This is a genomic window from Neobacillus nitrireducens (assembly GCF_030915405.1).
Classification (GTDB): domain Bacteria; phylum Bacillota; class Bacilli; order Bacillales; family Cytobacillaceae; genus Neobacillus.
The window spans coordinates 4471568-4486070 of the sequence record NZ_CP133262.1 but is presented as its reverse complement, the minus strand read 5'-3'; the positions used below and the strand labels follow the sequence as shown (position 1 = coordinate 4486070).

The window sequence follows — 14503 nt, the reverse complement described above, 5'->3', positions numbered from 1 at the left end:
GTTCTATGAACCTAGTAATATTGTCTCTTGTAGTATACATTAATTGACATAGAAAAGAAAAGAGAATTTATCGGTATTTTGTCCTTTATTCTCAGTATTTTTGTTTTCTTGTCTTTTATTGATTCATTTGTTGAAATTGGTCGAACATGCTGAACATTGGTACCATAATAGATGTGACTATAGTCCCGACTAATCCCGCCAAAAAGACAATCATTAATGGCTCAATTAATGATTTTAACCGATCTGTTCCATTTTCTACTTCTTTTTCATAGAATTCAGCAATTTTGGATAACATCGCATCCAGAGCACCTGTTTCCTCACCGATGGCAATCATTTGTGTTACTAAAGGGGGAAATGCCCAATGGCTTTGCATAGGTTCAGTCATGGAACGACCTTTCTCAAGTGAATCCCGTGACTTTCGAATTACTCTTGCTAGTACTTCATTTTCGACAACTTTTTCTACAATTGACATCGCTTGTAGAATTGGAACAGAACTCGAGAACAACGAACTAAGTGTTCTCATCATCCGAGCCAGTGCTGCTTTTTGTAATAAATTCCCGAATATTGGCATTCTTAATAGAAAGTAATCAAAATAATATTTAGTTTGATTACTTTTTTTAAGATAGGTAGTTATAAAGACAAATGCAAAAATTATTAGTATAACCAACCACCAAAACGATTGCATAAATCCACTTGCCGATAGAACAAACTTTGTTATTGCAGGCAACTCTCCACCCATATCATCAAACATCGAAACGAAGGTTGGTACAACCGCAACAAGTAAGAAGATAACAACAATTATAGCAATAATTCCTACCGCAATCGGATAGGAAAGCGCAGAAACGATTTTTTGCCGTGTGTAGTGTTGTTTTTCAAAATGCTCAGCCAAACGATCAAGTGTCTCATCTAAATTACCACTGATTTCCCCAGCTTTAACCAGATTGATAAACATTTGATTAAAAATTTTCTTGTGTTTGGCAACAGCTTCTGAAAGAGGATTACCTTCCCGCATCTCCTGTTCCACATCTAGTAATGCTTTCTTTAAGGCTTTGCTCTCAGTTTGTAAAGCTAAGATGGCTGTTGCATCGACAACAGTAACGCCAGCCTTAATTAAAGTCGAAAATTGTCTTAAGTAAATAACAAAATCCTGAAGTTTCACTGGAGTCCCAAGTGTGAGATCCTTAGTCATTAGAGTCTCAGGCACTTGGGTCATTTCAATTACTCTAATTCCCTCTTCTTTCAGCTTTTCCATCGCTTCGCGCTTGGAAGCTGCGTTCACGGTGCCCTGCCGTTTTCCTTTTCGATCACGTCCAGCGTATTTAAATCTAGCCATTCATTATCATCTTTTCATGTAAGTACTGTGATGCCGCTTCTTTTTGAATTAGGTTACGTTCAAGAAGGTCTTTAATACTCATTTCAAGTGTATGCATCCCTTGGGCTCGGGAGGTTTGCATCGTGCTTTGAATTTGGTGTACCTTTTCATTTCTAATCAGGTTGGCAATAGCCGCATTGTTGACCAATACTTCAGTGGCTGCTTTTCTACCCTTTTTATCAATAGTAGGGAATAATCGTTGCGAAATTACCCCTACTAAGACAGACGCCAATTGAATTCGGATTTGAGACTGTTGTTCAGACGGGAACACATCGATAATCCGGTTTATTGTAGTTGGTGCACTAGACGTATGGAGTGTTCCTAAGACAAGGTGCCCCGTTTCTGCTGCTGTAATAGCAATCGACATGGTTTCTAAGTCCCGCATCTCCCCTACAAGTATGACATCAGGATCTTGACGAAGGGCAGCCTTCAAGCCGCTTGCATAGTTATTTGTGTCAAAGCCAACTTCTCGCTGATCAATAATTGAATTTCCATGACGATGAAGATATTCAATTGGATCTTCTAAGGTAATAATATGTTTCCTCATCGTTCTGTTCATGTAATCAATCATCGAAGCTAAGGTAGTTGATTTCCCGCTTCCTGTTGGTCCTGTAACAAGTATTAGGCCTTGGGGTTTCTCCACTAACTTTGAAACGATATCTGGCAAATTTAATTCCTCAATCGATGGAACCTTTGAGGCAACCACCCTGAGAGCAATTGACACGCTTTTTCGCTGATGATAGGCGTTGACACGGAAACGCGAACTGCCTGGTACACCATAGGAGAAATCAAGTTCACCTTTTTCTATAAATAAATCCCACATATGCTCTGGAATAATTGCTTTTGCCATACCTTCTGTATCAACAGGGAATAATTTTTCAGTTCCATACCTTCTTAAATCACCATTGATCCTCATGACAGGAGGAACACCGACGGTTAAATGAATATCAGATGCTTTATATTCAATTGAAGCTCGTAAAATTGCGTCAATTTTTTCTTTCATGTTAATGCTCTCCTACTCCAGAATTGCTACTTTTAATACTTCTTCGGTTGTAGTTAAACCTTGTTTTATTTTTAGTAAGCCATCATCTAGTAAAAAGATGGTTTTATTTTTATTAGCCAATTCCTTCATCTTTTGAAATGATTCACCGTTCATCATTGCTCGGCTCATCTCGTCATTGATGACCAACACTTCATGAAGAGCAAGCCTGCCCTTATAGCCTGTCATACTGCAGGATGAACAACCTTTTCCACGTGTAATTTTGTCAATTTTCATCCCACGCTTGGCAAAAATCTCGATCTCACGCTTTGATGGTTCTTGAATTTCCGCACAATCACGGCACACCTTTCGGACAAGGCGCTGAGAAACAATACCGCTTAAAGATGAAGCTAGTAAAAATGGTTCTACCCCCATGTCAATCAGCCTCGTAACTGTACCGATTGAATCATTAGTATGAAGAGTACTTAAAACTAAGTGACCCGTTAACGAAGCACGTATCGCAACCTCAGCCGTTTCTTTATCGCGGATTTCTCCGACCATGATAATATTCGGGTCTTGACGGAGGATTGATCTAAGTCCGGCAGCGAAGGTCATCCCAACATTTTGATTTACCTGAATTTGGTTAATTCCTTCTAATTGATATTCAACTGGATCTTCAATTGTAATGATATTAACTGCCTCGCTGTTTAGTTTATTGAGAGCCGCATAGAGGGTCGAGGACTTCCCTGATCCTGTTGGCCCGGTAATAAGGACAATGCCTGTCGGCTTTTCAATCATTTCATTGAATCTTTTCATATTTAAGGAATTGAAGCCAAGCTTGTTTAAATCATTTAAGGTTGAACCCATGTCGAGTAGACGCATAACAATCTTCTCACCGTACACAGTTGGTAACGTTGAAACGCGAAGATCAACAGGATGAAAGTCAAGATTCAGTTTTATTCGTCCATCTTGAGGTACCCTATGCTCAGTGATATCAAGATTAGACATGATTTTTATTCTAGCTGTTAATACACTTTGCATATTTCGAGGGAGAACACGTTCATTCCGTAAAACACCATCAATTCGGTAACGGACAACTACCTTTGTCTCTTGTGGATCGATATGAATATCACTTGCTCTCTGAATGACAGCATTGATCAAAATTTGATTGACCAAACGAACAATCGGTGAATTTTGATCGGTTACATCTTCATTTCTGTCCCGATCATTAAGTGGAAGTTCATCTAGTAATTCATCGAGTCCATCATCAACATCATAATATTTATTAATGGTACGAAGAATATCATCCTTCGTAGCAATGGCGGGCTCAATATGAAAACCTGTCGACAAACGTAAATCGTCTATCACGATAAAATCCATTGGATTTGCCATCGCTACAAAAAGTTTATTTCCATCCCTTTTTAACGGAATGATTAGATTCCTTTTTGCTGTTTCTTTTGTGATAAGTGAAAAAAGATTGGTATCAAATGGGTAGTGAAACAGGCTGACATGTGGAATTCCAAGTTGATACTCAAGCACTTCAACTAATTGCTGTTCTGTTAAATATCCCCTTTGTAAAAGAGCATCTCCAAGTTTTTGAGCAGCATCTTTTTCATCTAAAGTGGTCTGGAGTTGCTCAGGAGTAATCAGTCCTTCTTCAATTAACAAATCACCAAGTTTTTTTCGTGCTTGCCTCATTTTACATCCCTGCTTTTATTTTGGTTCTTCATTTGGCTTACCCCATAGGTCATTTTCATTAGGATTTTGTTGGGTATTATCAGTTGTAGTAGATGAATCATTTCCAGCAGGATTGGATGGGTCATTAGTCTCGGTACTGCTACCATCTTGATTTCCAGTGGTATTAGTCGTTTGGGTATCTGCTGGTGTGCTGCCAGCCAATCCATGGATTTCAATCTGATATGATGGTGGATAATAATCCTCTGAAATCAGTTCACTGTTAAGGAATTGGTCACCTTGAAAAACTTCCCTGTATACCTTAACAATTTGACCCTTCTTTCCTTTTGTTTGAATCTTAGATTTTCCTGGGAGAAGAAGCGGACTATATTGAATGATTGTCTTAAATGCTAACTTTTGTTCATCTTTTGTACTAATTTGATATTTATACACTAACTCTTCACCCGTTAACGTCACCTTCAACTGGTTGTTATCTAGGTGGAATTTAAGCATATACTTTGATTTATTCGGATTTACTATCACCAAATCGGCCTTTTTATTTAGATTTACCATTGCTTCGTACCCTAAGGGTGAATATGCAGGTAAAGTGCTGCCAATATTTCTTTCTTCAATCGAGAAGTTTGAAGGTAAGATCACTTGATAAATTCCAGTGGCGATTATGTTTAAAGAATCTATATCATCAATTTTTTGCTTTTTAGCAAACTCCAACAATGAAAAAGTGGACCCTTCTGAAATTTCAATTTCAGGGTTGTTATCAATTTCAGTTTGCAAAGCAAAAGGAACTTCCTTCATTGTGATTACTGCTGAATTTAAGACAGCATCCTTTTTAATATGATCTGCAAGTAAGAAATCATTATGAAGGTCATAGCTCTGTGAACCAGATTCGAAAAGTGCAGCTGTTGAATATAAGCTCGTCGTAAGCTTGTCCAAATCTATATCAGTTGTTTTTAATTGAGGAAATAAAATTTCTAATTGTTCTTCAACTTGTAGTTTATAAACAGTAATAAATGCGGGATTTTTTTGCCCCTCCTTTATCGAGTCGATTGTTTGTTGAGAATCTAGATGGAATTGTTTTAAATCAAATGAAACTGTTTTTTCCCCATATTGCAACTGAATAGTAGAATCCTTAAGCCATTCGACATACTTTTCCTCCAACAGATTTTTAGCTTCATCTTCTGTCTTACCTGAAATATCTAAAGCACCGATCGTGGTACCATCGGAGAATTTCCCGTCTGCATTTGTTATTTTTTCATATGCTTTCGCGCCATAATGGGAGAAACTAAATATAAATGCCGTACTAAAAAGTAAAACAACAAACAATTTGATCATTTGTTGATTCTTGCCCAAAATTTCTGCCTCCCTTCAAACAATCACATTATACTTCATCAATTCATCTAAGATATATAACAATTATTGATAGTTACTTTTGAAGAACTATCTTATCTTTCGGTTCAATTACATTTAAGACATCTTCACGATCAGCAGCTACTTCCTTTTTAGCAAGAAGAAAATCGAAAAGTGAATCATCAGAAAGCTCCTGTTCCTCATCTTCGCGTTCTACAGCTAAATTCGTTTCTACTTGGATCGGCGAAAGGTCCAGAGTGTCTTCATGTGTCTCCACTTGCTCTGTCATTGATTCAAGCTCTAGTAAACTTTCAATATCAGATAAATAGTCATTTTCCATGTTTTGTTCATCAATTTGTGTTTTTACTTCTACTACTTCATTATCTCTTTCTAGTAAAAATGAAATATCCATATCGTTCGACTCCTGCTCATGATCAGGTTCATCCTTAATTTCAGATAAAACATGTGAAGAAGTTACGTCAGTCACTGTATCTTTTTCTAATTTAAGATTGGACGAATCCGGTAAGTGTAATTCATCGTCAATTTCCGCCAAATTTCCATTGTTAAGACTTTCTATTTCATAGGAAGTTTCAGGTGTGTCGAATTCCTTATCCAAATGTTCTACAAATACAGGATTTTCTTGTACTATCATTGTTCCTAAACGGTTATTCATAAAGTATGCTGCAAAAAAACTGAGTGCTAAAAGCATTAATGCAGTTTCCCACAACGGAATAATTGAAATAGCTGCAAGTCCACCAAGTGATAGAACAAAACTGAGAAAAGAAATCATTAACTTTCCTTTAAAAGTGAAACCTAATGGTAATAAAGTTATTATTAATATAAGAACAGTAGCAGCACCTATGGCCCACAAAATACTTGCCATTTATCTCACTCCATTAAATGATCAGGATAATTTAGTAGATTTAATTTAAATTAAAATACTAAACTTATTTTACTTGTATTCAATATTTTCTATTGTTAGATTTCCTTTACTCCAATTATCAGGATTTGTAGTTCTTATATACTCATAATCCTTTGCATAGACTCCATTCAAAGCGGGTTTATGTCCAACAACTTCACTACAGGTAGAGTAACCTGAATCACTAAGTTTCTTAATATCGAATTTTTGGTTACTATAAATAAAAAGTTTCTTTTCAACACACATTAGTCCTAGATTCCCATTCCCAGGATCATTGATTTTTGGATAAGGATTTTCAACATATGCATTACCCCATACAATTAAATCAGTATTAGCCTCTTGCCTTATAATTCCTTTTGCATAAAGGTCTGCAGTTACGGTGTAAGTAAGAGTTGTAGGAGGAGTCAAAGTAAAACCATTATAGTAATATTCTGGTTCCGTTCTAATACCATCAAATTTATATGTTACTGTATTTAGGTAAGTATTTTCGTCCTTAATAGAAGTGGGTTTAGGTGGGAATGACACACTTCTTCCCCTTGTAACCTTAATTGTTCCACTAATTTCTCTAGTTTGGGTATTTTCCGATATTCCAACCGTCGTAAATTTGACTGTTAATATTTCATTGTTTCCAACTACTTCGTTTTGTACTGTTGCCGCTGCAATTTTAAATTTTGTTTTGTTACTTGTACTTACTTGAAAATCGAGATTGATTATTGGATTTAATTCAGACTGTAAACTTGTTTTAATTTGCTCTAGGTCTTTTGTTTTATAAGCATCACTTGAAATTTTAGTAAAGATTACTTCTTTTAAGTGGGTTGTACCCATCTCAGCAAGATTTGTAGCCTGTATATCATTACCAGATTTAGATACTTGTTTTGAATTGTTTACGTTAATGCCAATTAAGGAAAGGCCAATAACAGTAAAAACAACGATCATTAACAAAACAGTTATTAAGGTGGACCCCTTCTCTTCTCTCAACATCTCTAAACCCCTCTAGATAATGTAGTTCTCAGTGTGTAGTCGTTTCCGTCTTTGCTGAACTTTATTTCAATCTCCACTGGATAACTGCTGTTTATTTTTTGACCATTAATATATGGATTTTTGTTATATTTTATATTTGCTACGTAATTAAATTTATCAGAAATTGTTATACCATCAATTTTTATCTCACTAGTCGTTATTTCAATTGTATACTCTGGTTTATTTTGATGTGTTTTACGCAGTACGGTTGAAACGTAATTAGCTTCTTGTTGCAAATAGATTCTATTTTTCATTTTCTCTCCTTGTTTAATTCCTGAACTAAACATAGAAAAGATTACTCCAAGAACCAATCCCATAATTGCTAAAACTACTAACAGTTCAATAAGAGTAAAACCGTTTTTTTTCATCACTAATTCCCCTTAAACCCATACGTTTCAAACTTTTTGTTCCATACCCCTTTTTCTTGTACCCCAATCTCTACTTGAATGTAATAAAGTTGAGTAGAAAATTCTCCATTCTGACCCTTAGCAGGTATTATTTTCACCTGGGGATAGTAATTTTGGTTATTTATTTTCAGATAAAATTTACCATTAGTATCAATTTGGTATCGAGATGTATCATCCTTATATAGTTCTTTAAAATTATCCACGGTCAAATCTGCTTGAAACGTTGAACTTTTTACCTTTCCAAGGATTTCTTGACTCAATTGTCCAGCCGACATTTTATTTTGACTCTGGAAAGAGAATTTCGCTGATTGGATGAAGAAGCCAAAAAACACTAGTATAACGATAGATAAAATAGAAAGTGATAGAAGAATTTCAAGTAATGTAAAACCTTTTTCATTTTTTACTAGTTTCTTCATTACCCTTCTCCCCCTCTCCCAAGCTATAATTCCATTATTCTACAAATTCACAGAAAAATATACAAAAATTTCTTTTTAATAGTCCTATTTTATCAGGTAATGTCAAATCCATAAAGTTTAAAATATTTCTAATTTCTACTCCAACAACAGTAAATGGTCGATTCGTATGAATCGACCTTTACATATCAATAATTTTCATCAAAAAATTTTAACACGACGAATACTCCGCCACCCGATTCCTACCAGCTCGTTTTGCCCCAACATAAAGCGCTCGATCTGCATGTCGTATTAACGCAAGCGCATCTTCCGCATCCTCAGGTGCTGTCGCCACACCAATCGAAGCTGTAATCATTACCTTCTGTATTTTTTCTAAATCTAATGATTGTTTGATGGTAAATGGCCAATTGGATATCATTTGCCTAATTTGTTCGGCGATTTGGTAGGCATCTTCTTTTGCTGTATCAGGTAAGAGAATGACGAATTCTTCCCCGCCATAACGCGCTACCGTACCACGGCCTCCAACCAATTTACTTAGCCTGCTAGACAGTTCAACGAGGATTTCATTTCCACTTTGGTGTCCATAGGTATCGTTAACTGCTTTAAAGTGGTCAATATCAAGAATAATTAACGAAAGCTGTTTGCGCTCAAATTGCATTAGTTTTTCAAATTCCTCGGTTAGCAGATTTTCAAAATAGCGATAATTATATAGTTTGGTTAGTGAGCAGTGTTCACTTTGCATTTTTGTCAGTTTATAATGCTTTGCATTCTCTATCGCAACGGCAAAGTGGGAACACAGGATGTCGATAATCATCAGCTGGAATTTTTCAAAAGCACGCTTTCGCTTCGAAGCCAGTAATAATACTCCAATTACTTTTTTGCTTCGAACGATTGGTACACCTAGGATACTCTCAGCGTCATCAGGGATATGGCCGTTTGCATACTGGCGCCACCCTTTTCTGGCTGAAAATAAGAAGGTCTTTTGCTCGCCCCATACCATCCCGCTTATTCCTTCATTTTTCTTCACAGATGGTAAATCATTGGGGAAGCCACTTTCAATCCCTCGAACCAATTGAAGTTCATCATTCTTAGTTACTTCGAAAATATAAGCATAATCAACCGGGAGCATTTCACTTAACTTCTGAATTAACAGATCTACCACGTCATCGACCTTCAAGCGCTCGGCCATTTGATGGCCAATCTCTGCAGCCTTTTGTAAATATTCATTTATTTTTTCACTTGAATAATAGAGTCTAAATATCATTGATAAACTGACAAACGGGATACCGACAAACAGGACGGCTAAGATTCCGAACTGATTATAGAGAATATACAGCACCAAACCAATCGGGAAGGTGATGAAGGTTGTAATTGTCTCAACAATGAAATCCTTTCCAAAATAGGATACCTTGCTTTTATAGATAAAATAGAGATTGAAAGAAACAATGATTTGGTTCATCGAATAACTTACCACTGCATAAAGAATAGCAAGCCATAATGACTTGGTGTCGTATTCAAAGTTAGGGCCAGCCTGTCCACCAAGCAAGTAATAGACCATCCCGCTCGTTACGGAAACGATAAAGAACATATTCAAGTTAACTGGGAGGCGGTATAATTCACCTTTACGAAGAATCCTCATCTTGAGAAGTAAAACCACTACAGCTATTTGTGCAAAAATAATTTCAACAAATAAACCAAAATGTAAAAAGGTAGCAAGCGCCACCCATTGGATTAAAAAGATAAACATTTCATTTATGACAATTGGCATCGTTGCAACCACGCAGGTTAACAGCAAAAAGGCAAAAATATCTAACCATTGCCCAGAGAGATTGGGTGGATAAGCCTTATAGACTAACCAGGTTCCCACAGGAACGAAAAAAATCCAGGTAAGAACAATTAACCTCTTAATGTGCGGTTTTACTTTCATGCTTACCCCCCTCTCTTTCTTAGTTAGGTATCATTATTTTATCATGATAAAAATACCTTGTCATAGAGAAGTTATCTTATTTTTCAAATAGTTAGTCAAAAATGGTTTTACCTCTGAAATAAAATAAAGGGAACCCGTTATGACTAACATGCTGTTGTGTTCTAGGTTTTGGATTTCTTCTATTAGATAGGGACCCCAGTCATCGACGGATAGTTTATTCTGTGATTGACTAATGTTGAGTAATTGTTCCGCTTTAGCCGCACGCGGAAAATCAAAGCTAACAAAGGTAATTTGGGCCGCTATTTTATCCAACTTGACAATCATTTGATCGAGCTTTTTATCCGTTAACGCCGCAAATACAAGCTGAATCTGGCGATTTTGGTATCTAGTTGTTAATTCGTGAGTTAGCGCTGTTATCCCTTCTTCATTATGGGCCCCATCAATGATCACAAGAGGGTTTTCAGAAAGAATTTCAAATCTGCCTGGCCAGTACGCCTTTTTTAAACCGGTTCTAATTGCTTGGTCAGAGAGAAGGAATGACCCCTTTTGATTTAAAAATTGGGCGGCAATTACGGCAAGGGCTGCATTTTCCGTTTGATGCTGACCGATCATGTTGATTTCCAGTTGGTTGATTGGTTGAAATGGAGTGATAACATTAAAGACTTCGCCTTTTACTTGGGATTGATGGCCACTAATCGATAATTCCTGATTTAGGCGGTAAAGAGGTGCCTTCCTCTTTTCGGCTTGTTCCTCAATGACCTTAAGCGCATCCGGATGTTTGACAGCTGTAAAAATAGCGGTGTTCTCTTTGATAATCCCTGCTTTTTCAAACGCAATTTCCGCATAGGTGGTACCAAGGATGTTCGTGTGATCAAGTCCAATGTTCGTAATGATACTAGCTAACGGTTGAATGATATTTGTGGAATCAAATCGACCGCCTAAACCTACTTCAAAAATGATAATGTCTACTTGGTTCATCGTGGCGAAATAATGGAATGCCATGGCGGTAATTACTTCAAACTCGGTTGGCCCGCCAAGTTCGGTTTCCTCTAATTCGTCCGCCAAGGGGCGAATGACATTTGCTAATTGGAGCAATTCTTCATCCGTTATCGCTTTTCCGTTGACACTGATTCGTTCGTTGAACTGTTCAATATAGGGCGAGGTAAAGGTACCAACTGTATACCCACCTGCTTCAAGAATCGAACGGAGAAAGGTTACAGTTGAGCCTTTGCCATTGGTACCGCCAATATGAACTGTCTTCATTTTCGTTTCTGGATGGCCAAGCTTGTCCATCATCCATTCCATCCGCTTTAAACCAGGCTTTATTCCAAGTCTTAACCTTGCATGGATCCATTCAAGGGCTTCTTTATAGGTAGTAAACATACGTGACACCCCATCTTTTGGTATGATTAAAAGATGAGACAAATCCATTGCTGGACTCACCTCACCTTTTTGTTTTGTTTATCCTCTTAATTCTTTAATTCGCGCTTCGACGATTGCTCTCTTCTCGCGGTAATCATTTTCTTTGGCACGCTCTTCAGCTACAACACTTTCTGGTGCCTTTTTCATGAAGCCTTCGTTGCTTAATTTCTTTTGAACTCTATCGACTTCTTTATTCAAACGTTCAAATTCTTTTTCGAGACGAGCAATTTCTTCGTCAATGTTAATTAAGCCTTCAAGCGGAAGGATAATCTCTAAGCCAGTGATTACCGCAGTCATTGCTTTTTCAGGAGTTTCCAGTGCAACACCCATTTGTAATTCTTCTGGATTACAGAAGCGTTCAATATAGCTGCGGTTATTCTCAATCGATTTGAGAATTGTTTCATCCTTTGCTTTGACAAGCATTTTGATTTTCTTACTCATTGGCGTATTTACTTCAGCACGAATATTCCGAACGGAACGAATCATTTCTACGAGCAGTTTCATTTCTTGGGCCGCTTGATCGTCAGATAGTGCTGGATTAACTTCAGGCCATGCTGCAGTTGTAATTGACTCCCCTTTATGTGGAAGGTTTTGCCAAATTTCCTCGGTGATAAATGGCATGAATGGATGCAATAAACGCATCGTTTGATCTAAAACATGAGCAAGAATCGAACGAGTTGTTTTCTTCGCTGCTTCATCTTCACCATATAACGGCAATTTCGCCATTTCAATATACCAATCACAGAAGTCATCCCAGATGAAGTTGTAAAGGGCACGACCCACTTCACCAAATTCATAACGGTCCGAAAGTCTTGTTACATGTTCAATTGTTTCATTTAAGCGCGTTAGAATCCATTTGTCGGCAACCGATTTTTCTCCGCTGAAATCAATCTCTTCGTAAGTCATACCGTCCATGTTCATTAACGCAAACCGGGAAGCATTCCAAATTTTATTAGCAAAGTTCCAAGTCGATTCTACTTTTTCAAAGCTAAAACGTAAATCCTGACCTGGTGAACTTCCCGTTGAAAGGAAATATCTTAACGCATCGGCGCCGTACTTTTCGATGACATCCATTGGGTCTACGCCGTTACCTAGTGACTTACTCATTTTACGTCCTTGTTCATCACGAACGAGACCATGGATGAGCACATCTTTAAATGGACGTTCACCTGTAAACTCGATGCTTTGGAAAATCATTCTCGATACCCAGAAGAAGATGATATCATAGCCTGTTACTAATACATCGGTTGGGAAGTAACGTTTGAAATCGGCTGCTTCTGTATTTGGCCAACCCATCGTTGAAAAAGGCCACAGAGCGGAGCTGAACCATGTATCAAGGACATCTTTATCCTGTTCCCAGTTTTCAGCATCTGCCGGTGCTTCTGTACCCACATATATCTCACCTGTTTGCTTGTGGTACCAAGCTGGAATACGGTGCCCCCACCAAAGCTGTCTTGAAATACACCAATCACGGATATTTTCCATCCAGCGAAGGTACGTTTTTTCGAAACGATCAGGGACAAAGTTTACTTTTTCTTCTTTGTTTTGTAAGGCAATCGCTTCATCGGCGAGCGGCTGCATTTTAACAAACCATTGAGTTGATAGGTATGGTTCAACAACGGCACCGCTACGTTCAGAGTGACCTACGGAGTGTGGATGCTCTTCAATTTTGAAAAGTACGCCTTGCTCCTGCAGGTCTTTGACGATTTGCTTACGGCATTCAAAACGGTCTAGTCCTTTATACTTGCCGGCTTTATCATTCATCGAACCGTCTTCGTTCATAACAAGAACTCGCTCTAGATTATGACGATTACCCACTTCAAAATCGTTCGGGTCATGAGCAGGAGTAATTTTTACGGCACCAGATCCGAAGTCCATATCGACATAATCATCGCCTACGATTGGAATTTCACGGCCAACGATTGGCAGAATGACCGTTTTACCAATCAGGTGCTTGTAACGATCGTCTTCTGGGTGAACGGCAACCGCAGTATCACCAAGCATCGTTTCTGGACGAGTCGTTGCAACCTCGATATGTCCAGAACCATCGGCAAGTGGATAACTCATATGATAAAATCCACCTTGAACATCTTTATAAATTACTTCGATATCTGAGAGAGCTGTTTTAGTGGACGGATCCCAGTTAATAATATATTCGCCGCGGTAGATGAGACCTTTTTTATAAAGGGTAACAAACACCTCTTTAACCGCATCAGATAAGCCCTCATCAAGCGTGAAACGTTCGCGGCTGTAATCTAAGCCTAAACCAAGTTTCGACCACTGCTGACGGATATGGGACGCATACTCTTCCTTCCACTTCCATGTTTCCTCAACGAATTTTTCTCGTCCTAAATCGTAGCGACTTTTACCTTCGCTGCGAAGTTTTTCTTCCACCTTCGCTTGGGTTGCAATCCCCGCATGGTCCATCCCCGGTAACCAGAGAACATCATACCCCTGCATCCGTTTCATTCGAGTTACGATGTCTTGTAGCGTGGTATCCCAGGCATGACCTAAATGAAGTCTCCCGGTTACGTTCGGCGGCGGGATAACAACTGTGTAGGGCTCTTTGCCCTCATCATTTTTAGCTTCAAAAAACTTACCTTTAAGCCACCATTCATAACGACCTTTTTCAATCGTTTGCGGGTCGTATTTCGTAGGCATTGTTAATTCCTTTGTTTCCATTTAAAAATTCCTCCTTTGTTTCCTTTTCCATAATAAAAACCCCATTCGTCATAAAAGGACGAATGGAGTTTGCTTCGCGGTACCACCTTTTTTCCAATCAAAAAACTGATTGGCACTTATGTAAATAACGGATTTAGTCCGTCTTCAACTAATAGGATCTTTTAAATCCGTTCGCAGAAGAAGCTCATGGGCGACCTTCCGACTTTCTGCTTAGGAAATCTTCCAGCTAGTGATTTCCCTCTCTTGAAGCAGGTTGACATCGTACTCTTCCCTGTCGTTGCTTTTGTAATTAAATTATATTGTAATACTACCGAAAAAAAGGG

At 38.0% G+C, this 14503-nt stretch carries 11 protein-coding genes and 1 other annotated feature; all 11 genes read right to left on the bottom strand.

The window, feature by feature from the left end; translation table 11 throughout:
* Positions 1 to 115 precede the first annotated feature (115 nt).
* Positions 116 to 1333, bottom strand: coding sequence for a type II secretion system F family protein (locus RCG22_RS21775; RefSeq protein ID WP_308104683.1), 1218 nt, complete (start codon positions 1331 to 1333; stop codon positions 116 to 118).
* Positions 1326 to 2375 carry a type IV pilus twitching motility protein PilT gene (locus RCG22_RS21770; RefSeq protein WP_308104682.1) on the bottom strand — a complete coding sequence of 350 codons (1050 nt, stop codon included), beginning with the start codon at positions 2373 to 2375 and terminating at the stop codon, positions 1326 to 1328. Before RCG22_RS21770 ends, RCG22_RS21775 begins: the two co-directional genes overlap by 8 nt.
* A 12-nt stretch (positions 2376 to 2387) precedes the next feature.
* Complete coding sequence (locus tag RCG22_RS21765; RefSeq protein ID WP_308104681.1) at positions 2388 to 4049, bottom strand: GspE/PulE family protein; 1662 nt, start codon at positions 4047 to 4049, stop codon at positions 2388 to 2390.
* Positions 4050 to 4064: 15 nt separating this feature from the next.
* Positions 4065 to 5393 (bottom strand): G5 domain-containing protein, encoded by a 1329-nt coding sequence (locus tag RCG22_RS21760; protein WP_308104680.1) that lies wholly within the window; start codon positions 5391 to 5393, stop codon positions 4065 to 4067.
* 73 nt (positions 5394 to 5466) lie between these two features.
* Positions 5467 to 6273 (bottom strand): hypothetical protein, encoded by an 807-nt coding sequence (locus RCG22_RS21755; protein ID WP_308104679.1) that lies wholly within the window; start codon positions 6271 to 6273, stop codon positions 5467 to 5469.
* A 69-nt stretch (positions 6274 to 6342) separates the two neighbouring features.
* A complete protein-coding gene (locus tag RCG22_RS21750; RefSeq protein ID WP_308104678.1) occupies positions 6343 to 7290 on the bottom strand; it encodes a type IV pilus modification PilV family protein in 948 nt (315 codons plus the stop codon).
* A gap of 2 nt (positions 7291 to 7292) precedes the next feature.
* Entirely contained in the window at positions 7293 to 7697 is a 405-nt protein-coding gene (locus RCG22_RS21745) for a prepilin-type N-terminal cleavage/methylation domain-containing protein (protein ID WP_308104677.1), read from the bottom strand.
* A 2-nt stretch (positions 7698 to 7699) separates the two neighbouring features.
* Positions 7700 to 8152 (bottom strand): prepilin-type N-terminal cleavage/methylation domain-containing protein, encoded by a 453-nt coding sequence (locus tag RCG22_RS21740; RefSeq protein ID WP_308104676.1) that lies wholly within the window; start codon positions 8150 to 8152, stop codon positions 7700 to 7702.
* 208 nt (positions 8153 to 8360) lie between these two features.
* Positions 8361 to 10076, bottom strand: coding sequence for a sensor domain-containing diguanylate cyclase (locus tag RCG22_RS21735; protein ID WP_308104675.1), 1716 nt, complete (start codon positions 10074 to 10076; stop codon positions 8361 to 8363).
* A 60-nt stretch (positions 10077 to 10136) separates the two neighbouring features.
* The gene (locus RCG22_RS21730) at positions 10137 to 11459 is read right to left on the bottom strand and encodes a bifunctional folylpolyglutamate synthase/dihydrofolate synthase (RefSeq protein WP_308104674.1); all 1323 of its coding nucleotides are present in this window, start codon (positions 11457 to 11459) and stop codon (positions 10137 to 10139) included.
* A gap of 78 nt (positions 11460 to 11537) precedes the next feature.
* Positions 11538 to 14180, bottom strand: a complete 2643-nt coding sequence (locus RCG22_RS21725) for a valine--tRNA ligase (RefSeq protein ID WP_308104673.1) — start codon at positions 14178 to 14180, stop codon at positions 11538 to 11540.
* A 51-nt stretch (positions 14181 to 14231) separates the two neighbouring features.
* Positions 14232 to 14467: a binding site (T-box leader), on the bottom strand.
* Positions 14468 to 14503 lie beyond the last annotated feature (36 nt).